The following is an 18,807-nucleotide window of genomic DNA, read 5'->3' on the forward strand; positions in this document are numbered from 1 at the left end:
GCATGGCTGTCTGCCCGGTCGGACACCAGTCCGGCTCCGACGACTACTGCGACGTGTGCGGCGAGCGCATCGGCGGGGCGTCCGCGCCGCCGATGGCGGGCGCGGCGCCGTCGCCGGGCCCGGGTCAGGGCCCGGCCACGGGCGCGTCGACGCAGGCGATGGTCATGCCCGGCTCGCCGTGCCCGGACTGCGGCACCCCGGCCGCCGACCGGTTCTGCGAGCAGTGCGGCTACGACTTCGCGACCGGCGGCCGCCGGCCCAGCGCGCAGCCCGGCCCGCCGCCCGCGCCGCAGCCGGCGGGGGCCGAGCCGTCCAACCCGATGCCCGCGCCGAACCCGCCGATGCCGAACCCGTCGCCGGCGCCGCCCGGCCCGCAGCCGGGGCCGCCGCCGGGCCCAGATCCGGGTCCCGGTCCCGGTCCCGGGCCCGGTCCTGGGCCTGGGCCTGGGCCGCATTCGGGTCCGGTTCCGCATTCGGGTCCGGTTCCGCAGCCGGGCCCGCCGCCCGGTCCGGCTCCGCAGCCCGGGCCGCCGCAGACCGGGTGGGTCGCGGTCGTCGCGGCCGACCGGGGCTACTACGACGCGGTGATCGCGATGAACGGCCCGGACGCGGCGCGCATCGTGTTCCCGCCGTTCGCGCCCGAGCGGCGCATCCCGCTCGCCGGGGACCGGGTGCTGATCGGGCGGCGCAGCCCGAGCCGCGGCACCGACCCGCAGATCGACCTGCGCCAGCCGCCGGAGGACCCGGGCGTCTCGCACACCCACGCGGTGCTGCTGGCCCGCCCGGACGGCCGCTGGTCGCTGGTCGACCCCGGCTCGGCCAACGGCACGTGCGTGAACGGCTCGACCCAGCCGATCCCGAACAACGTGGAGGTCCCGGTGGGCGAGGGCGACCGCGTCCACGTCGGGGCCTGGACGACCATCACCCTCACGAGAGGCGGGACGCCATGACGGCCGTCCAGCAGCAGGGAGCCTCGCCTCCCGCGCCCGCGCCCCAGGGCGGGCCGCCCGCGCCGCCCGTCCCGTCCGGGAGCGTCCGGCCGGGGCTCGCCGACGTGCGCGCGCGAGCCGCCGCCATGCCGCCGCGCCGGGGCATCCGCCGGGCCGTGCCGCGCACCAACTCCGGACGGATCCGGGCGCTGTCGGCCGGTGTCGTGGTCGTCCTCGCGGGCCTGCTCCTGCTCTCCTGGAACGCGGTGCACGACGCGCGCACCGGCGTGAAGGTGATCGGGACGGCGGGTCCGCAGGTCATCGCGACCGGCGACCTGTACTTCCGGCTCACCGACATGGACGCGCAGCTCGCACACGCGCTGCTGGTCGGCGCCGGGCCCGCGCACGCCGCCGACCGCGACCAGGCGCTCACCCGCTACGACGGGAGCCGCAGCGAGGCCGACAAGGCCCTGGTCGAGGCGGCCCGGCTCGCCCGCGACGACACCGAGAAGCAGACCGCGCGGTCGCTGCTGGACGCGCTCGGCCGCTACGAGCGGCTCGCCGGGCAGGCGCTGCTGCTGGACCAGCGGTCGCCGCACGCGGCGGGCCCGCCGTCCGCGGCCGTCACGCAGCTCTACCGCCAGGCGACCGACCTGATGAAGCTGGAGTTGCTGCCGCAGGCGTACAACCTGACGCTCGACAACGGGACGATCGTCCGGCACACCTACGAGGACAAGCGCTCGGCCGTCCTGACCGGGCGGACCGTCGTGCTGGTCGTCGGGTTCGTCCTGCTGGTGCTGCTCGGCGGGTTCCAGCTGTTCATGACGCGCCGGTTCCGGCGCCTGCTGAACCTGCCGCTCGCGCTGACGACGGTCGCGGTGCTGGTCGTCGTCGCCTGGACGGCCACGATGCTCTCGGGTGAGGCGTCGTCGCTCGCCAAGGCTAAGCACGACGGGTTCGACTCGATCCTGGCGCTGGCTCGTGCGCGCGCGATCGGCAACAGCGCGCAGGCCGACCAGACGCGGTTCCTGCTCGACCCCGGACGCGCCGACACCTACGAGCAGGTCTTCCAGAGCAAGTCCCAGACCGTCCTGTACCTGAAGGCCGACAACCTCGCCGACTACCAGAACGGGGTCAAGGGACTGGGGACGCTGCAAAGCCCCCGGGACAAGCCGCTGCTCGGGTTCCTCGGTGATGAGGGACGCCGTCCGGGCGGAAGCATCGAGGGGCTGAACGACGTCCTGCACGGGTTCCAGCGCTTCCAGCAGAACGACCGGCAGATGCGCGACCTGGTGGCGCACGGGCAGCGCGACGACGCGATCGCGCTGCAGACCGGGCAGGCCGCTACCGACTACACGTCCTACGACAAGAGCGTGGTCAAGCTGGCGGCCGTCCACCAGGCGACGTTCGACAAGGCCATGAAGGACGGCAAGGGCGGCACGAAGGGCTGGCAGTACGTGCTGCCGGTCGCGGGCCTGGTCGTCCTGCTGCTGCTCGTCGCCGGAATCCGACCCCGCTTGGCGGAGTACCGATGAGCGGACGCGGAACGAGGGGGCGGACGATGCGGGGACTGAGGTACGGAGCGGCGGCGCTGGCGGTGGCCGCGTCGGCGGCGCTGGCGGCGGCGTGCGGGATCGCGGGCGCCTCGGAGTCGTCCGTGGCGCACAAGACCAAGCTGGTCATCGGCGTGAACAAGGACCAGCCGGGGCTCGGCACGCAGCAGCCGGACGGCTCCTACCAGGGCTTCGACATCGAGATCGCGCGGCAGATCGCGCGGTTCATGCACGCGCACGACGTCGAGTTCAAGACCATCACGTCGGCGACTCGCGAGACGATGCTCCGGAACGGCTCGGTCGACCTCGTCGTCGGCAGCTACTCGATCACGCCCGAGCGCAAGACGCAGGTCTCGTTCGCCGGGCCGTACTACGTCGCGCACCAGAGCATCCTCGTGCGCGCGGCCGATGGTGGCCGCGTGAAGACCGTCCACGATCTGGCGGGCCGCAAGGTGTGCCAGGTGCCGGGGTCGGTCTCGTTCCCGCGCGTCACCAAGGAGCGCGGCGTCCCGGCCGTCGCGGTGAGCGCGAGCGGGTACAAGGACTGCCTCGACGCGCTCACCACCGGACGGCTCGACGCGGTCTCGACCGACGACCTGATCCTCGCCGGGCTGTACGCGCAGAACCAGCGCGGCGGCGGGCCGGCGTTGCGCCTGGTCAACGCCCCCTTCTCGGACGAGCCGTACGGTGTCGGCATCAAGCAGGGCGATGTGGACGGCTGCGAGGCGGTCAACAAGGCGATCACGCAGATGTACCAGCAGGGCATCCCGGCGAAGCTGCTGCAGGCGCAGTTCGGGTCGAGCGGCCTCGACTTCACCAGCACGGTGCCGCAGTTCGAGGGCTGCGAGTAGGGCACCGCCGGCGGGCGATCCCGCGGAGGAATTCGGTCGAATGAGACCAGCCGGTCACTGAGATCCATCGGTTACGTAAGTGCCGGTGGCGTCCGGTGATCGTAAGTTATGGTCGCGATCTAAAGCGTGCCGGAAACGTCTACCGCGGGCCAGAGGGGTGCCATGACGACGCTCGTCCTGGTGGTGCTGTGCGTCGTGGTCGGGTCGATGGAGCTGTGGGCGGGGCGGCAGAGCAAGGAGCAGGCGCGCGCCTTCGCCCGCCGGGTGGACGAGCTGAACGACCAGGTCACCAAGCAGAACAGCGTGCTGGTCACGGTCGGCGAGCAGCTCACCGCCGAGCTGTCGCGGGTGAAGCGGGACGTGCTGCCCGCGCTCGACTCGCGGCTGCGCGACAACTCCGGGCAGGTCGAGGAGCTGGCCCGGTTCGTCCACCAGGCCGACACCTACCTGCGCTCGCAGTCGGGCCGGCTGCAGGAGCTGGAGCAGCAGCGGGTCACGCTGGCCGCGCTGCGCCGCAAGCTCGCCGAGATGGAGACCTCGGTGCGGGCGGTGACCGCCGGGGGCGGCGCGGCGGTCGCGGGCCGGGTGGACGAGGCGATCGCGCGCCTCACCGAGGTCGAGCGCGGCGGCGCCGAGATGCTGGAGCTCCAGCGCGCCCTCACCCGCACCCTGGAGGACGTCGAGGACGTCGTCGCCGAGCTGCTCCAGTACACCGAGGGCGAGCTGGACAGCGCCGTGTCGTCCGCGCTCGCCGGGCGTCCGCGGGTCGGCGGCGACGGCCTGTCGGTCACCGCGACCGGACGGCTGTGGAGCCGGGACGAGCAGCTCCAGGACATCCTCGGCGAGATGTACGAGGCGTGCCTGCGCGCCAACGGCCTCCAGGTGCGGTTCCGGACGGTCGAGGACGCCGACGGCGCGGGCCCCGGCGTCCCGGACCACCGCCGCTACTTCCTCGGCGGCCGCCGGATGGAGGAGCTGGCCGGGGCGTTCACCGCGCTGCTGATCTCCACCGGCGCGGACCTGCCGAACGGCGGGTCGCCCGCGCCGCCCGGCGGGCTCAGCCGCGACCCCGGCGCCTCACCCGCGCTCGGCCGCGCGCCCGAGGACGAGGCGGCGCTGAAGTCGCTGCTGCGCGTCCTGTACGAGAGCGCGGGCGCGGTCGCGCAGATCGGGCCGCTGCTCGCCGTCCGGACGCGGGAGGAGCTGGTCGCGGCCGTGCTCGACCCGGGGCAGTCCCTGGAGCTGGAGAACGACGAGGTGTTCTGGGACCCGTCGACCGCGATCGTCCGGCTGCGCCGGCTGCCGACGCATCAGCTGTGGGAGCTGACCGCCTGGGGCGCGAGCGCGTAGGCGCGGACGGTCCGGTCGGCGGGCCCGCCGAGCCGCACGAACACCGGGCAGCGCGCCGCGCCGGACTCGCCGCCGGCCTCCGCGCACAGCCCGACCCCGGCCCCGCGGTCGAGCAGCACCACGTTCTGCACCGCCCGCGCGGCGCGCACCGCGTACGGCACCGAGGACGCGTCGCCCGGCTCGAACAGCTCCTCGAAGGTCAGCTTCCGGGCGAACCGGACGAGGCTCTCGGCGTCCACCACGCGGCTGCCGACGGCCGAGGCGGGCCCGGCGATGACGATGCCGAAGCTCGGGTTCTCCTGGCCGCGCACGTAGATCTCGCGGTCGGGCTCCAGCCCCTTGCGGCGGTCCGGCAGGTGCAGGCCGAAACCGGCCTCGCCCGCGACGAACGCGGGCGGCCCGAAACCCGGGGGCAGCGCCGTTTCGGGAACGTCCCAGGGGACGCCGCCGAACCCGTCCTGCGGGGGCGCGCCGAACGCGCTGCGGCCGTTGGGGACGGCGACGGTGAACGTCCCGGGCGGTTCGGACCAGCCGGGCAGGTACACGCCGATCCCGCGGACGAGCAACCGCCAGACGGGCCGTCCGGTCACGTCTGGGGCGAACACGCCGTCCGGACCCCGGGCGCCCACGGGTGAGTCGGTTCCCGGCCGGGGCTCCCGCGCGGCGTCCATGGCCAACATCATCATGACCGCGCGCCGACCGCACAAGGGAATCCCCGCCACCCGAGGGAAACCCCTGGCCCCCTTACGCCCGCGGGCTTCCGGTGATCTGATCGGGGTCGTCGCCCCGGGCCTCCCCGGTCCCTGCAACCGCGGACTTCCGGCCCCCCTCGCGCCCAGCAGCGCGCTCCGTCCTCCTCCCGGCCCGCGCGGAAACGGGCGGCGGGCGGGCGGGAGTGTGCGGTCGCGGGCAGTGCCCGAGGGTGTGCGGGTCCGCTACCGTTGAGGGCACCAGATCATGACGAGGACGCGGCCATGAACATGCAGGACATGATGGTCTTCCGGGACGCCGGATCGCGGACCGTCGACCGGTATCTGATGAACCACGAGGGGCACGTCATCGCCGTGCGGCAGCATCCGGCGCGGCTGCTGCTCCCGGTCGTCGTCGCCTTCGTCGCGCTGGTGGCCTGCACGGCCGTGAACGCGCTCACCGGCTTCGCCTGGGTCTGGTTCCTCTGGGTGGCCTCGCTCGGCTACCTGGTCTGGAAGGTGTTCGCCTGGTCGATCCAGTTCTTCCTGGTCACCGAGCACCGGATCATGCTGATCACCGGCGTGCTGAACCGCAAGGTCGCGATGATGCCGCTCGCCAAGGTCACCGACATCCGGTTCGACCGGTCGGTGCTCGGCCGGATGATGGGCTACGGCGAGTTCCTGATCGAGTCGGCGGGCCAGAACCAGGGCTTCGACCACGTCACCTACATGCCGTACCCGGAGCAGCTCTACCTGGAGGTCTCGTCCCTGGTCTTCGGCTCGCGGGACGCGGCGCCCGACTAGGGGCGCCGTGCCGGACCGCCCGTCCGCGCTGGCAGGATGGGCCCATGGAACGCGCCACCACCCCCGGGGACGAGCGGGCCCGCCTCGCCGAGGACGTCACCGTCCGCCTGCGCAAGGCCGGATGCGTCTTCGCCGAGGACGAGGCCGAGCTGATCCTGTCCGCCGCGTCCTCGCCGGACGAGGTGGACGCGATGGTGACGCGCCGCGCCGAAGGCGAACCCTTGGAGCACGTGGTCGGCTTCGCCGAGTTCCACGGCCTGCGCATCTCCGTCGACCGGGGTGTTTTCGTCCCGCGCCGCCGCACCGAGTTCCTGGTCCGCGAGGCCGCCGCCCTGGCCGGACGCGACCCCGTGATCGTCGACCTGTGCTGCGGTGCCGGCGCGCTGGGCGCGGCCCTGGCAGCCGGAGCGTCCGGACACGTCGAGCTGCACGCCGCCGACATCGACCCGGCCGCAGTGCGTTGCGCGCGCCGGAACGTGCCAGGCAGCGTCCACGAAGGCGACCTGTTCGACGCCCTACCCGCTGACCTGCGCGGACGCATCGACATCCTGCTCGCGAACGTCCCGTACGTGCCGTCCGGTGAGATCGGGCTGCTGCCGTCCGAGGCCCGCGACCACGAGGCCCGCGTCGCGCTGGACGGCGGCGACGACGGTCTCGGCGTCCTGCGCCGCGTCGCCGCCGAGGCCGCCGCGTGGCTCTCCCCCGGCGGCCACCTGCTCAGCGAGACCAGCGAACGCCAGGCGCTCGCGGCCCAGGCCGCCTTCGCCGAAGGCGGCCTGGAGCCCCGCATCGCCACCGACGAGGACTGGAACGCCACCGTCATCATCGGCCGCAACCCCTAGCCCGCCGGCCGTCCTCGCCTACGGGCGCTGATCAGCCGGCCGGGCAGGGCGGACGCCGGCGTCAGCTGTCGAAGCCGAGGCCGAGGCGGTCGAGGAGGCCGAGCCACGGTCCGCGGCGTCCGGCGTTGCGGTCGGCGCGGGCGATCTCGCGGCGGGTCAGCTCGATGACGCCGTACCGGAGCGGCTCGGGCGGGAACGGGACGGGCTTGGACCGCACCATCCGCAGCCGCGTCCGCTCGGTCTGCTCGCCGGGCTTCAGGCCGACGCCGAGCAGGTCGAGCATGACGTCCGCGCCGAACCGGGTCGCGCCGACGCCGAGGCCGGTGTACCCGGCGGCGTAGGCGAGGCGTCCGGACTGCGCGGTGCCGTAGAACGCGCTGAACCGGCTGCACGTGTCGATGACGCCGCCCCACGCGTTGCTGAACCGGACGTCTTCGAGCTGCGGGAACGTGGTGAAGAAGTGCCGCGCGAGGGTGGCGAACGTGCGCGGCCGCCGCTCCAGCTCGGCGTGCACGCCGTTGCCGTAGTGGTAGATCGCGTCGTAGCCGCCCCACAGGATCCGGTCGTCCGCGGTGAGCCGGTAGTAGTGGAACTGGTTGGCGCTGTCGCCGACGCCCTGCCGGGCGTGCCAGCCGACCGCGTCCTTCTGCGCCGGGGTCAGCGGCTCGGTGACCAGCGCGTAGTCGTACACCGGGACGAGGAAGTACCGCAGGCGGCGCAGCAGCGGCGGGAACGCGCCGGTCGCGAGCGCGACGCGGCGGGCGGTCACCGACCCGTACGCGCCGCGGATCTTCATGTCCCCGCGCCGGTCGGACGACATCCCGGTGACGCGGGTGTTCTCGTGGACGCGGACGCCCAGCGAGCGGCACGCCTCAGCGAGGCCCCAGGCGAGCCGCGCCGGGTGGACCATCGCCACGCCGTCCTTGTCCCACAGCCCGGCCAGGTAGGTCGGGGACCCGATCTGGGCGCGGACCTCGTCGGCGTCCAGCGGGGTAAGCTCGCGCCCGAGCCGCGCGGCGACCTCGACCTCCTCGCGCAGGCCGCCGACCTGCCACGGCTCGGTCGCGACGGCCATCTCGCCCGTCCGCTCCCACTGGGCGTCGATGCCGTAGCGGGTGAGCGTGTCGCCGATCGCGGCCAGGTTCTCCATGCCGAGGCGTTCGAGCACGGGCATCTCGTCCGGCCAGCGCTCCATGCCGTTGCCGATGCCGTGCGTCAGGCTGGCGGCGCAGAAGCCGCCGTTCCGTCCGGACGCGGCGCCGCCGACACGGTCGGCCTCCAGCACCACGACGTCCAGGGACGGGTCGCGCTCCTTGGCGCGCAGCGCCGTCCAGAGGCCGCTGTAACCGCCGCCGATGACGGCGAGGTCGCAGGTGGCGTCCCCGACGAGCGCGGGTCCGGGTTCGGGTCGTTCGCCGTCCGCGAGCCAGTACGAGCCTGGTTCGGCATCGGCGAGTGCCCTCAGCGGATTCACATTTCCAACTCCCTCGGTCCCCGCCGCGCCGGAGTGGCGCGGCGGGGTTTCTGCATGCGGGGCCGCCTGGTCGGCGGCCCCGGTTCTGAAGGCCAGGTGCGGAGTGCGCGCCTGACCGGGGTCAGGTGCGGCGGCCGCGCCTGGCCGAGACCACGGCCAGCAGGACGCCGACAGCGAAGATCAGGGTGCCCATCACGTTCACCTGCGGCGGGGTGCCGGTGCGGGTCGAGGCGTACACCCACAGCGGGAAGGTCACCGTCGAGCCGCTGGTGAAGTTGGTGATCACGAAGTCGTCGATGGACAGGGCGAAGGCGAGCAGCGCCCCGGACAGCACACCGGGCATGATCATCGGCAGCGTGACCAGCCGGAACGTCTCCACCGGCCCGGCCCCGAGGTCCTTGGCGGCCTCCTCGACCTTGGGGTCGAGGCCGACCACCCGGGCGCGGACGGTCACCGCGACGAACGAGATCGAGAACATCACGTGCGCGATCAGGACCGTCCAGTAGCCGCGCGGCAGGTCCAGGCTGACGAACATGGACAGCAGGGACGAGCCCATCACGATCTCCGGGCAGGAGATCGCGGCGAACAGCACCAGGTTCGTCACGCCCTTCCCGCGGAACCGGAACCGGCCGAGCGCTATTCCCACGAACGTGCCGAGCACGGTCGTGATCACGGTGCTGAGCAGCGCGATCGAGACCGAGTTCCACAGCGCCCGGGTCAGGTCGCCCTTGTCGAACAGGTGCTGGTACCAGCGGAGCGTGAAGCCCTCCCACTGGAAGTTCTGCTTGCTGTGGGTGTCGTTGAACCCGAACAGGATCATGATCGCGATGGGCAGCATCAGCCACGCGATGATCAGCCAGGTGTAGAGCCGCAGCCCGAGCCCGTCGCGGCGCGCGCGACGCCGCCGCTTGGCGGGCGCGGGCGCGGACGCCGCCGGCTTGCCGAGTGTGGTCGTCATCGTCCCGCCGCCTCCAGAACGTCCTCGGTGCCCAGCGCGCGGGCGTAGGCGAAGATCCCGACGAGCAGCAGCGCCATCAGGGAGAACGACAGCGCCGACGCGAGCGCGTAGGAGCTGTTGTCGAAGTACTCGGTGCGGATGATGTGGCCGATCATCACGTTGTTCGGCCCGCCCAGCACCTCGGAGTTGACGTAGTCCGACGCCACCGGAACGAACGTCATGATCACCCCGGCGAACACGCCCGGCAGCGACAGCGGCAGGACGACCCGCAGGAATGCCTGCGTCCGGCTCGCGTACAGGTCGTAGGACGCCTCGATGACGCGGTAGTCGATCCGCTCCAGCGCCACGTAGATCGGCAGCACCATGAACGGCAGGAAGTTGTAGGTCAGCCCCGACACCACCGCGAACCCGCTGTCCAGCACGTGGAAGTCGCTCGGCAGCAGCCCGTGGTTCCGCAGCGGCCCGAGCAGCGGCCCGTTGTCGGTCAGGACGAGCTTCCACGCCAGCGTCCGCAGCACGAACGAGACGAAGAACGGCAGCAGGAGCAGGAACAGGTAGGTCGACTTGCGCCGCCCGCCCTTGAACGCGATCCAGTACGCGGCCGGGTAGGCGAGCGCGATGCACGCCACCGTCGCCAGCAGCCCGTACCAGAGCGACCGGACCAGCTTGTCGCCGTAGGTGTGGAAGCCGTCGGTGTAGTTCTGCCAGTGCCAGGTCTGCTTGAAGCCGTCGATGATGTTCCCGGTCATCAGCGACACCGAGAACATGAAGACCAGCGGGACGACGAAGAACACCGCCATCCACAGCCCGCCCGGCAGGATCATCAGGTACGGGGCGAGGGCCCCGCGCAGCCGCCTCATCGCTCAGGCCCCCTGCGAGATCGTCTGGAAGACCTTCTGGTACCGCGGCACCTCGGCGTTGCTGAGCGACCGGTAGGTGCGCAGCTTCGCGTACTCCTCCGGGCTCGGGAACACCAGCGGGCTCGTCGCGAGCCGGTCCAGGTCGGGCTTGTCCTTGGCGGACGCCTCCGCGGCGTCCTTCCGGATGATGTCCTGGACGGCCGGCACCGGCGTGACGTAGTTGATGTACTCGGTCAGCGGCGCGTTGTTCTGCGGCGCGTACAGCCAGTCCATCAGCCGGATCGCGTCCACCGGGTTGGCGGCGGTCTTCGGCATCATCATGCAGTCGCTCCAGATCGTGCCGCCCTCCTTGGGCACCACGAACTTCACGTCCGGGCTGGACAGCGTGTACACGTCGCCGGACCACGCCATCGTCAGCCACACGTCGCCCTTGGTGACGGCGTCGATGTAGCCCTGCTCGTAGTACTTGCGGACGATCCCCTTGTCGCGCTGGCTCCGCAGCACCTCGCGGGCGCGCTTCCAGTCGTCCTCGGTCGACTTCTCCGGGTCGATGCCGAGCGCGAGCATGCCGAAGTTGCCCAGCTCCTGCGAGTCGCTCATCATCCCGACCCGGCCCTTGTACTTCGGGTCGAAGAGCTGCTGGATGCTGGTGATCGGCTCCTTCACGTACTTGCTGTTGTAGGCGATCCCGGTGATCCCGGAGACGTACGGGATGCTGAAGATGTTGTTGCGGTCGTAGGCCCGGTTCTTCGCCTTGGCGCTCGCGTACCTCGCGAAGTTCGGCAGCCGGTGGTGGTCGAGCGGCGCGAGGTAGCCCAGCTCGACCAGCTCGGTGAACTGGATGCCGTTGGTGACCACCATCAGGTCGAACCCGATCGACTGGTTCGCCGCCAGCGGCGCCTGGATCTTCCCGAACCAGTCCGCGGCCTCCTGGATGGCCTCCTTGTAGGTGACCGAGATGCCGGTCTCCTTGGTGAACGCCTTGATCGTGGACCGGTCGTCCTCCATGTAGCCGGGCCAGTTCGCCCAGTTGATGTGGCCCTTCCCGGACCGTCCGTGCCAGTACTCGTCGATGTCCGCCTGGGTGACGATCCCGTTGCCGCCCCGGCCCGGGATGCCGCACCCGGCCAGCGCCGCCGCACCGGCTGCCGCACCCACGGCCCCGAGGAACCCGCGCCGCGTCGTCAGCCCGCGCCGCAACGCCGGATCCGAGGCGCCTCGGCGGTTAGCCGCTGCTTGGCGGTCGGCCGTCATTCCGCGCTCCCGATCACGTACGAGTGCTGCGGCTCCCAGGACAGCCACACCGTGTCGCCGCGGCGCGCCACGTCCTCGGCGTTCATCGCGTTCTGCACGAACACCACGACGTCCGCCCCGCCGTCCGTGGTCACGTTGTAGTTCGTGGACGTGCCCAGGTAGACGACCTCGCTGACCTTCCCGTGCACCCGGCAGAGGCCGTCGCCCGGCTCGTCCGCCGTGATCTGCATCTTCTCCGGCCGGACGGTCAGCTCGACCTTGTCGCCGGTGGCGAACTCGCGCCCGACCTCGATGCGCCCGCCGTCGCCGTGCTTCAGGACGGACGTCCCGCCGCCGCTCTCCACCGCGTCCCCGGCCAGCAGGTTGGACGTCCCGATGAACCCGGCGACGAACTTGCTGGCGGGCCGCTCGTAGATCTCCCGCGGCGTCCCGAGCTGCTCGACCAGGCCGTCGTTCATGACCGCGATCCGGTCCGACATCGTCAGCGCCTCGCCCTGGTCGTGCGTCACGTACACGAACGTGATGCCGACCTCGCGCTGGATGCGCTTCAGCTCCACCTGCATCGCCTGCCGCAGCTTCAGGTCCAGCGCGCCGAGCGGCTCGTCCAGCAGCAGCGCGCGCGGCCGGTTCACCAGCGCCCGGGCCAGCGCCACCCGCTGCTGCTGCCCGCCGGACAGCTCGCTCGGCCGCCGCCTCTCCCGGCCCGTCAGGTCGACGATCCTCAGCATCTCGGTGACGCGCTCGGTGATCTCCGCCTTCGGCGTGCGCTTCCGGCGCAGCCCGAACGCCACGTTCTCGAACACGCTCATGTGCGGGAACAGCGCGTACGACTGGAACACCATGTTCACGTCCCGCCGGTTCGCGGGCACCCCGGTCACCGACTCGCCGAGCAGGTACACCTCGCCCGCCGTCGGCTCCTCGAAGCCCGCGACCATGCGCATCGTGGTCGTCTTCCCGCACCCGGACGGCCCGAGCAGCGAGAAGAACTCGCCCTGCGCGATCGCCAGGTCCACCCCCTGGACGGCCGCCACGGTCTCGCCGTACGCGTGGTACTCCTTGCGCACCCCCGCGAGCTCGATCGCGGGCACGGCGTCCTCGGCACGCCCGGGATCGTCGCGGAGGGGCGCGTGCTGGGTCTCGGTCATGACACGGTCCTTCACGGGGATCGGAGTGCGGCACTCCCTGCACGGAGCACCCGGGGGGCGGCCTCCCCCACCAGGGGTTCGGCCTCGGACCGGCCCCGCGGGACGCGGGTCCGGCCCTGATGGACACGCCGAAGCGACGTCCAGATGCTATGCGCCGGCACGGATCCGTCCTCCATGCCGACCGACCTCGTCCGACTCCATCGCGGGCGCCCACCTGCGAGAAGTCCTTGGCCCGGCCTGTTCTCGACCGTCCGGCCACCTTCCGGACCCCGGGTTCCCCGTCCCCGGCGCCCGATGATCTCCACGCCCGCCCGCCGCCGGACCTCACCGCCCCCACGCCGCTTGGCCGGGCACCGTGGCCTTTGGGCGTAGGGGCGGGGCTTGGGAACCGGTGGGACATCGCGTGTTCCGCCGGTCTTCCTGGGCGGGATGGCTTGCACGGCGGGCCGAACCGTCCGGACGGGCGCGGGCGGCGCGGATCAGGCGCCGATGTAGTGCATGACGTGCTTGATGCGGGTGTAGTCCTCCACTCCGTACATCGACATGTCCTTGCCGTAGCCGGAATGCTTGAACCCGCCGTGCGGCATCTCGGACACGAACGGGATGTGCGTGTTCACCCAGACGGCGCCGAAGTCGAGCGCCTTGGTCATCCGCATGGCGCGGCCGTGGTCGCGCGTCCACACGCTCGCGGACAGGCCGTACCGGACGTCGTTCGCCCAGCGGACGGCCTGCTCCTCGTCCGCGAACCGCTGCACGGTGATCACCGGGCCGAAGATCTCGTTCTGCACCATCTCGTCGTCCTGGCGCAGGCCGCTGACGACGGTCGGGGCGAAGAAGTAGCCGCGGTCGCCCACCCGCGCGCCGCCTGCCTCCAGCCGGGCGTGATCGGGGGCGCGGTCGATGAAGCCCTGGACGCGCTCCAGCTGCGCCCGGCTGTTGACCGGCCCGAAGTCGGCGTCCTCGTCGGGGTTCGGCGGGCCGACCGTAGTGGCGCGCGCGGCCTCGGCGAGGGCGGCGGTGAAGTCGTCCGCGAGCCGCTCGGCGACGAGGACGCGGGTGGCCGCCGTGCAGTCCTGCCCGGCGTTGAAGTACCCGGCGCCCGCGATCCCCTGCGCCGCCGACTCGATGTCGGCGTCGTCGAAGACCACGACCGGGGCCTTGCCGCCCAGTTCGAGGTGGACGCGCTTGAGGTCGTCGGCCGCCGCGCGCGCGACCTCCATCCCCGCCCGGACGCTGCCGGTGATCGACACCATCTGCGGGACGGGGTGGGCGACCAGCGCGCGGCCGGTGTCGCGGTCGCCGCACACCACGTTGAACACGCCCGGCGGCAGGAACTCCGAGGCGATCTCGGCCAGCAGCAGCGTGCTCGCCGGGGTCGTGTCGGACGGCTTCAGCACCACGGTGTTCCCCGCGGCGAGCGCCGGCCCGAACTTCCAGACCGCCATCATCATCGGGTAGTTCCACGGCGTGACCTGCGCGCACACGCCGATCGGCTCGCGCCGGACCGAGGAGGTGTGGTCGGGCAGGTACTCGGCCGTGGCCTTGCCCTCCAGGATCCGCCCCGCCCCGGCGAAGAACCGGATGTTGTCCACCATCGGCGGGATCTCCTCGGCCGCCGTCAGCTTCAGGGGCTTGCCGGTGTCCCGGCACTCGGCGGCGACGAGCTCGTCCGCGCGGGCCTCCAAGGCGTCGGCGAACCGGAGCAGCGCGAGCGACCTGTCCTTGGGGGTGGCGTCGCGCCAGGCGGGGAACGCGTCGGCGGCGGCGCGGAAGGCGGCGTCCACGTCGTCCGCGCCGGAGTTCGGGGAGGTCGCCCACACCTCGCCCGTGCTGGGGTCGACCACGTCGAGCGTCCTGCCGTCCTTGGCGTCGACGTACTCGCCGCCGATAAAGTTGCGCAGCCTGCTCGCCTGCTCGCTGGTCATCGTCGACCCCTTCCCTGATGGCCGCCGCAGCCGGACCTGTCGTTGGCCCCGACCCTTACAGAGGTTCCCCGCTATGGCAAGGGATTCCGTTGTTACGATCGAATTTCACGACTGAATCCATCACCAAGCCCCACTCTCACCCATGATGCCGCACCAAGGAGACCCCACCATGACGGACCGCTCCCCGGAGCGCCGCCCGCCCGCCGGGCGCGAGCGCCGCGCCGCCGTCCCGCTCGACGAGACCGCCAAGCAGATCATCGAGCAGCTCCAGCAGGACGGCCGCCGCTCCTACGCCGCGATCGGCAAGGCCGTGGGGCTGTCCGAGGCCGCCGTCCGGCAGCGCGTCCAGAAGCTCCTGGACACCGGCGTGATGCAGATCGTCGGCGTCACCGACCCGCTGATGCTCGGCTTCTCCCGGCAGATGATGATCGGCGTCAAGTGCGAGGGCGACCTGGAGAAGATCGCCGACGACCTCGCCGCCGTCGAGGCCATCGACTACGTCGTCATCACCGCCGGCTCGTTCGACATCCTGCTCGAACTGGTCTGCGAGGACGACGAGCAGCTCCTCGAACTCCTCGGCCGCATCCGGGCCGTCCCCGGCGTGGTCTCCACCGAGAGCTTCGTCTACCTCAAGCTCCGCAAGCAGACCTACACCTGGGGCACGCACTGACGCCCCCCTGATTCGCGTCGTCCGAAACCCCCGCTCCCTCGACCCCCGCCCGCGACCGGGGATGCCGCTCCGGAGCCCACCGGCGTACCTTGAAGTGCTCCCAGGAAGGAGACCGACCATGGCCGAGTCGGTTGAGCAGGCCCTTCCAGCCCCCCGACCCGAACACCTGGAAGTCCCCACGACCGCGGACCAGCTCCTCACCCTCCGCAAGGCCGCCGACCTCCTGGGCTGGACCGTCCCCCAGTACGTCCTCACCGCCGCCCTGGACCGAGCCGAACGCGACCTCTACGAACAGTCCACCCCCGCACCCCCCACCCTCCCCGCGGAAGCCCTCACCCCCTACACCGCCCTCCTCACCCCCACCTCCTGACACTCCAACGGCACTCGCAGGCGACCAAGCACAAGAGTGCTGGTCACACGCGGCCGACCAGACCACAAACGTCCCCGCAGGCCACGGCACCGGCCCCGGCGAAGTGCCGTTGGAGTACCAACCCGCAGCCCAAGCGCCGACCGCAACCCACGCGCCTAACGCGAGCACGGCGAGCCAGACCTGCAGGCCAATCAGCGCGTCACGGCGTCCGCACACCCCCATGGCCGCAGCAAGTCAGAACCGGGCCACGGAGCAGGCGAGCCAGCCCACCAGGCCGGTCAGCACGGGCGTCACGGCGTCCGCACACCCCAAAGCCGCAGCAAGTCAGAACCGGGCCACGGAGCGGGTCACGGGCCCCGGCGGCTATGCCCTGGCTGAGCGCATCCACGGAGAATCCACCGACCCGAGCCGGGGTTGATCACCCCAGTGCCGTGCGCAGCCGGGCGGCGTACTCTGCGGCCTCCTCATCGGACTCGTACTTGTGCCGGGGCCAGAAGAACCCCTTCAGACCGTCCTTGCGGTTCCGCGGCACCACGTGAACGTGCAGGTGAGGGACGCTCTGGCTGATGCGGTTGTTGGCCGCCACAAAGGAGCCGGCCGCGCCCAGCTCGGTCTCCATGGCGCCCGCGAGGCGCCGCGCCTGCGCGAAGAGCGGCCCGACCTCCTGCTCCGGAAGGTCGACCAGCGTCTCGTAGTGGACGCGCGGGACGAGCAGCGTGTGCCCCTTGAACAGCGGTCGGGCGTCCAGGAAGCCCAGCGCCTCCGGCACGTCCAGCACCACGTGCGCCGGATGCTCGCCCCGGATGATCTCGCAGAACACGCACGGCGTCTCCGCCATCCGCCCCGTCCTCCCCGCGGCTCACACCGCCCTTACCCGGATTCGGCTACCGTGCGCAGCCTATGCGCCTCGACACTGTCGCCTTCCGCTACGGACGGCGTGGCCCCTGGGTGCTCCGCGACGTCACCCTCGCTCTCGGTCCCGGCGACATCATCGAGCTCACAGGACCCAACGGCGCGGGCAAGTCGACCTTGCTCCGCCTGCTGGCCGGCCTGCACCGCCCACGCCGCGGCAAGATCACCGAACGCCCCGCCTCGATCGGCTACGCCCCCGAACGCTTCCCCGCCGACCAGCCGTTCACGGTGACCACCTACCTGGCGCACATGTGCGCATTGCACAACCTCCCCCGCGACGCCTCACAGCACTGGACCCACCTCCTCAACCTCGATCACCTCCTGAACACCCCGCTCCCCGAACTCTCCAAGGGAAGCGCGCAAAAAGTGGGCCTCATCCAAGCGCTACTCCCCTCCCCCAAGCTCCTGCTCCTGGACGAACCCTTCTCCGGCCTGGACGCCGCAACCCTGGCCCAACTCCCCGAACTCCTAGCCACCCTCGCCGCCAACGGCACAACAATCGTCCTCAGCGACCACCAACGCCTCCTCCACCACCCAGCCATCACCAACCTCCCACCCATCCGCCACCTCCACCTCGCCAACAACACCCTCACCGAACCCACCCCCGCACCAACCAGCACCCCCAACCCCACTTCACCAATCGCCATCCGCACCCCCGGCCCCGGATCCCCCACCTCACCCCCCGAGGCCCCCTCCGCCCCGAAGCCGACCCCCGAATCCTTGGCTGAGGACGCGGCCAGCCGAGCAGTGACGACACCCGGCACACCAACCCCATCAACGCCCGCCCCCGGGCCTGATGCACCCCCCGCTACCGCCTCGCCTAATGCACGCGCCGCCACCGCCTCCCCCGATACGTCCACCGCTAGCGCCTCACCTGCGGCATCCGGCGTCGATGTCTCCGCCGCCTTGGATCAAACCCCGGCGCCTCCGTTCCCAGAGGCAAGCACCACGCCCCGCTCGCCCGTCCAGGTGATCAACGCGCCGGCGGACGCTCCGGAGCAAGGCGCCTCATCCAAAGACCCCCAACCCACCCCGCCCAGAACGAGCCAGAGCACATCACGCACCAGCACCCAAGAGCCACCGGACGGCCCGCACACCCCCAGCCCTGGCGCACCACTCCAGCCGACCCCAGACACAGCCGAAGCATCGACAGGCGCCACCAACGGCTACTCACGCAGAACAGCTTCGTCGCAATCATCCTCAGACGTTCCTGACGGATGGACGGTCCTAGAGGTGGTCGTGCGGGCGGACGAGGCCGACGCCGTCGAACGTGAACTGCGCGCCGCCGGACGGACCGTTCGAAGGGGCGCCTCCGAATGATCGCCCTCATCCGCTTCCAGCTCGCCGGCTACCTCCGTTCCATGAGGTTCCTTCCCCCGTTGATCGTCGCGGTCCTGCTGGTGCTTCTCGTGTTCGGGCAGTGGCCGAGCGGTCCCGACCGGATCAAGCTCGCCACCGGCACTCTGGGGGACGCCGCAGCCTTCATGGTTCCGCTCTCGGCATGGACGTCCCGCTCGCTGCTCGACACCCAACCCACCGTCCAGCGCTGGATCACCCTCCTGGCCGTCCGACAGTCGGCCATCGCGGGCCTCCTCGCCGCCTTCACGGCCAGCACCGTCCTCGGCCTCATCCTTTTCGCAGCTCCCCTCCTCCAAGCGCTGACCATCGGAGTCCCCGCGGCGACCACGGCCGCCGCAGCCCTGCTCGTCCCGCTCGCCTGCGCCGCCGGAACCCTCATCGGCGCCTGGACGAGCCGAGCCATCATCCCTGGTGCAGGCGCCTCCCTCCTGACCCTCCTCGCCATCCTCACCGCGTCCCTCCTCCTCGGCCTAGGACGCCTGAGTTTCCTAGCCATCCCCTACCTGGACTGGATAAAGGCGGCCCACAACGGCCCGTCCAACCTCCAGTCCTCCCTCCCAGCAGTCCTCCTCCACCTATTCCTCTGGTGCGCCGCAGCAGCCACCGGATACCTCCTAACCCTCCACCGCCAAACCACCCCCACCTGACCCCCAGCCCCCAACCAAGCCCGCCCCTACCGCCCCCACCTGCTACCCCGCCCCACTTGCCCCGCCCCCCACCTCCACTCGCCCCACGTCCCATCACGTCCCACGCATCTCCACGTCCCACCTGACCCGCGCCTCGCCCTCCACCAGCCAGGCACACCCCGTGCCCGCCGACCAACCGTCACGTCGCGCGCAGGTCGTCGAGGCCGAACAGCTTC

Annotated in this window: 18 protein-coding genes; 10 read left to right on the forward strand and 8 right to left on the reverse strand. The window is 71.7% G+C overall.

What is annotated here, in order from left to right; translation table 11 throughout:
- Positions 1 to 2 precede the first annotated feature (2 nt).
- The 4 genes from FHU30_RS24770 to FHU30_RS24785 all read left to right on the forward strand — a co-directional run bounded on the left by FHU30_RS24770 (position 3) and on the right by FHU30_RS24785 (position 4,683).
- A complete protein-coding gene (locus FHU30_RS24770) occupies positions 3 to 950 on the forward strand; it encodes an FHA domain-containing protein (protein ID WP_253878992.1) in 948 nt (315 codons plus the stop codon).
- Entirely contained in the window at positions 947 to 2,464 is a 1,518-nt protein-coding gene (locus tag FHU30_RS24775; protein WP_253878993.1) for a GlnX family signal transduction membrane protein, read from the forward strand. The genes FHU30_RS24770 and FHU30_RS24775 overlap by 4 nt, the downstream gene beginning before the upstream one ends.
- 26 nt (positions 2,465 to 2,490) lie before the next feature.
- Positions 2,491 to 3,333: a glutamate ABC transporter substrate-binding protein gene (locus FHU30_RS24780; protein ID WP_253878994.1), complete on the forward strand. Its 843-nt coding sequence runs from the start codon at positions 2,491 to 2,493 to the stop codon at positions 3,331 to 3,333.
- 162 nt (positions 3,334 to 3,495) lie between these two features.
- Positions 3,496 to 4,683, forward strand: coding sequence for a hypothetical protein (locus tag FHU30_RS24785; RefSeq protein ID WP_253878995.1), 1,188 nt, complete (start codon positions 3,496 to 3,498; stop codon positions 4,681 to 4,683).
- On the opposite strand, the gene FHU30_RS24790 is transcribed toward FHU30_RS24785, so the two are convergent.
- On the reverse strand, positions 4,644 to 5,354 hold the full coding sequence (locus FHU30_RS24790; RefSeq protein WP_253878996.1) for a hypothetical protein: 711 nt from the start codon (positions 5,352 to 5,354) through the stop codon (positions 4,644 to 4,646). The genes FHU30_RS24785 and FHU30_RS24790 overlap by 40 nt on opposite strands.
- 303 nt (positions 5,355 to 5,657) lie before the next feature.
- Between FHU30_RS24790 and FHU30_RS24795 the strand changes: the two genes are divergently transcribed.
- Both FHU30_RS24795 and FHU30_RS24800 read left to right on the forward strand, forming a co-directional pair.
- On the forward strand, positions 5,658 to 6,176 hold the full coding sequence (locus FHU30_RS24795) for a PH domain-containing protein (RefSeq protein ID WP_253878997.1): 519 nt from the start codon (positions 5,658 to 5,660) through the stop codon (positions 6,174 to 6,176).
- Positions 6,177 to 6,220: 44 nt separating this feature from the next.
- Entirely contained in the window at positions 6,221 to 7,018 is a 798-nt protein-coding gene (locus FHU30_RS24800) for a putative protein N(5)-glutamine methyltransferase (RefSeq protein ID WP_253878998.1), read from the forward strand.
- A gap of 61 nt (positions 7,019 to 7,079) precedes the next feature.
- Here FHU30_RS24800 and FHU30_RS24805 read toward each other — a convergent pair whose 3' ends face one another.
- The 6 genes from FHU30_RS24805 to FHU30_RS24830 form a co-directional block, all read right to left on the reverse strand.
- The gene (locus tag FHU30_RS24805) at positions 7,080 to 8,492 is read right to left on the reverse strand and encodes an NAD(P)/FAD-dependent oxidoreductase (RefSeq protein WP_253878999.1); all 1,413 of its coding nucleotides are present in this window, start codon (positions 8,490 to 8,492) and stop codon (positions 7,080 to 7,082) included.
- A 121-nt stretch (positions 8,493 to 8,613) separates the two neighbouring features.
- Positions 8,614 to 9,450, reverse strand: coding sequence for an ABC transporter permease (locus FHU30_RS24810; protein WP_253879000.1), 837 nt, complete (start codon positions 9,448 to 9,450; stop codon positions 8,614 to 8,616).
- The gene (locus tag FHU30_RS24815; RefSeq protein ID WP_253879001.1) at positions 9,447 to 10,310 is read right to left on the reverse strand and encodes an ABC transporter permease; all 864 of its coding nucleotides are present in this window, start codon (positions 10,308 to 10,310) and stop codon (positions 9,447 to 9,449) included. The genes FHU30_RS24810 and FHU30_RS24815 overlap by 4 nt, the downstream gene beginning before the upstream one ends.
- Positions 10,311 to 10,313: 3 nt before the next feature.
- The gene (locus tag FHU30_RS24820; protein WP_253879002.1) at positions 10,314 to 11,468 is read right to left on the reverse strand and encodes an ABC transporter substrate-binding protein; all 1,155 of its coding nucleotides are present in this window, start codon (positions 11,466 to 11,468) and stop codon (positions 10,314 to 10,316) included.
- 92 nt (positions 11,469 to 11,560) lie between these two features.
- Positions 11,561 to 12,709: an ABC transporter ATP-binding protein gene (locus tag FHU30_RS24825; RefSeq protein ID WP_253879003.1), complete on the reverse strand. Its 1,149-nt coding sequence runs from the start codon at positions 12,707 to 12,709 to the stop codon at positions 11,561 to 11,563.
- 479 nt (positions 12,710 to 13,188) lie between these two features.
- On the reverse strand, positions 13,189 to 14,634 hold the full coding sequence (locus FHU30_RS24830; protein ID WP_253879004.1) for a gamma-aminobutyraldehyde dehydrogenase: 1,446 nt from the start codon (positions 14,632 to 14,634) through the stop codon (positions 13,189 to 13,191).
- 169 nt (positions 14,635 to 14,803) lie between these two features.
- On the opposite strand from FHU30_RS24830, the gene FHU30_RS24835 reads away from it, so the two are divergent.
- Positions 14,804 to 15,304, forward strand: a complete 501-nt coding sequence (locus FHU30_RS24835; protein ID WP_253879005.1) for an Lrp/AsnC family transcriptional regulator — start codon at positions 14,804 to 14,806, stop codon at positions 15,302 to 15,304.
- Positions 15,305 to 15,422: 118 nt separating this feature from the next.
- Positions 15,423 to 15,674 (forward strand): type II toxin-antitoxin system TacA family antitoxin, encoded by a 252-nt coding sequence (locus tag FHU30_RS24840; RefSeq protein ID WP_253879006.1) that lies wholly within the window; start codon positions 15,423 to 15,425, stop codon positions 15,672 to 15,674.
- A gap of 418 nt (positions 15,675 to 16,092) precedes the next feature.
- Here the strand turns inward: FHU30_RS24840 and FHU30_RS24845 are convergent, their stop codons facing one another.
- Positions 16,093 to 16,512 (reverse strand): HIT family protein, encoded by a 420-nt coding sequence (locus FHU30_RS24845; RefSeq protein WP_253879007.1) that lies wholly within the window; start codon positions 16,510 to 16,512, stop codon positions 16,093 to 16,095.
- A 62-nt stretch (positions 16,513 to 16,574) separates the two neighbouring features.
- Between FHU30_RS24845 and FHU30_RS46305 the strand changes: the two genes are divergently transcribed.
- Positions 16,575 to 17,906, forward strand: coding sequence for an ABC transporter ATP-binding protein (locus tag FHU30_RS46305; protein WP_301323621.1), 1,332 nt, complete (start codon positions 16,575 to 16,577; stop codon positions 17,904 to 17,906).
- The gene (locus FHU30_RS24855; protein WP_253879008.1) at positions 17,903 to 18,592 is read left to right on the forward strand and encodes a hypothetical protein; all 690 of its coding nucleotides are present in this window, start codon (positions 17,903 to 17,905) and stop codon (positions 18,590 to 18,592) included. Before FHU30_RS46305 ends, FHU30_RS24855 begins: the two co-directional genes overlap by 4 nt.
- The last annotated feature ends 215 nt before the right edge of the window (positions 18,593 to 18,807 follow it).

The organism is Actinomadura rupiterrae (genome assembly GCF_024172125.1).
In the GTDB taxonomy this organism is placed as follows: Bacteria; Actinomycetota; Actinomycetes; order Streptosporangiales; family Streptosporangiaceae; genus Spirillospora; species Spirillospora rupiterrae.

Excerpts from the sequence above, each read along its gene's own strand:
- FHU30_RS24770 (WP_253878992.1), top strand. The coding sequence starts at position 3 with ATGGCTGTCTGCCCGGTCGGACACCAGTCCGGCTCCGACGACTACTGC.
- FHU30_RS24775 (WP_253878993.1), top strand. The coding sequence starts at position 947 with ATGACGGCCGTCCAGCAGCAGGGAGCCTCGCCTCCCGCGCCCGCGCCC.
- FHU30_RS24780 (WP_253878994.1), top strand. The coding sequence starts at position 2,491 with ATGCGGGGACTGAGGTACGGAGCGGCGGCGCTGGCGGTGGCCGCGTCG.
- FHU30_RS24785 (WP_253878995.1), top strand. The coding sequence starts at position 3,496 with ATGACGACGCTCGTCCTGGTGGTGCTGTGCGTCGTGGTCGGGTCGATG.
- FHU30_RS24790 (WP_253878996.1), bottom strand. The coding sequence starts at position 5,354 with ATGGACGCCGCGCGGGAGCCCCGGCCGGGAACCGACTCACCCGTGGGC.
- FHU30_RS24795 (WP_253878997.1), top strand. The coding sequence starts at position 5,658 with ATGAACATGCAGGACATGATGGTCTTCCGGGACGCCGGATCGCGGACC.
- FHU30_RS24800 (WP_253878998.1), top strand. The coding sequence starts at position 6,221 with ATGGAACGCGCCACCACCCCCGGGGACGAGCGGGCCCGCCTCGCCGAG.
- FHU30_RS24810 (WP_253879000.1), bottom strand. The coding sequence starts at position 9,450 with ATGACGACCACACTCGGCAAGCCGGCGGCGTCCGCGCCCGCGCCCGCC.
- FHU30_RS24815 (WP_253879001.1), bottom strand. The coding sequence starts at position 10,310 with ATGAGGCGGCTGCGCGGGGCCCTCGCCCCGTACCTGATGATCCTGCCG.
- FHU30_RS24825 (WP_253879003.1), bottom strand. The coding sequence starts at position 12,709 with ATGACCGAGACCCAGCACGCGCCCCTCCGCGACGATCCCGGGCGTGCC.
- FHU30_RS24830 (WP_253879004.1), bottom strand. The coding sequence starts at position 14,634 with ATGACCAGCGAGCAGGCGAGCAGGCTGCGCAACTTTATCGGCGGCGAG.
- FHU30_RS24835 (WP_253879005.1), top strand. The coding sequence starts at position 14,804 with ATGACGGACCGCTCCCCGGAGCGCCGCCCGCCCGCCGGGCGCGAGCGC.
- FHU30_RS24840 (WP_253879006.1), top strand. The coding sequence starts at position 15,423 with ATGGCCGAGTCGGTTGAGCAGGCCCTTCCAGCCCCCCGACCCGAACAC.
- FHU30_RS24845 (WP_253879007.1), bottom strand. The coding sequence starts at position 16,512 with ATGGCGGAGACGCCGTGCGTGTTCTGCGAGATCATCCGGGGCGAGCAT.
- FHU30_RS46305 (WP_301323621.1), top strand. The coding sequence starts at position 16,575 with ATGCGCCTCGACACTGTCGCCTTCCGCTACGGACGGCGTGGCCCCTGG.
- FHU30_RS24855 (WP_253879008.1), top strand. The coding sequence starts at position 17,903 with ATGATCGCCCTCATCCGCTTCCAGCTCGCCGGCTACCTCCGTTCCATG.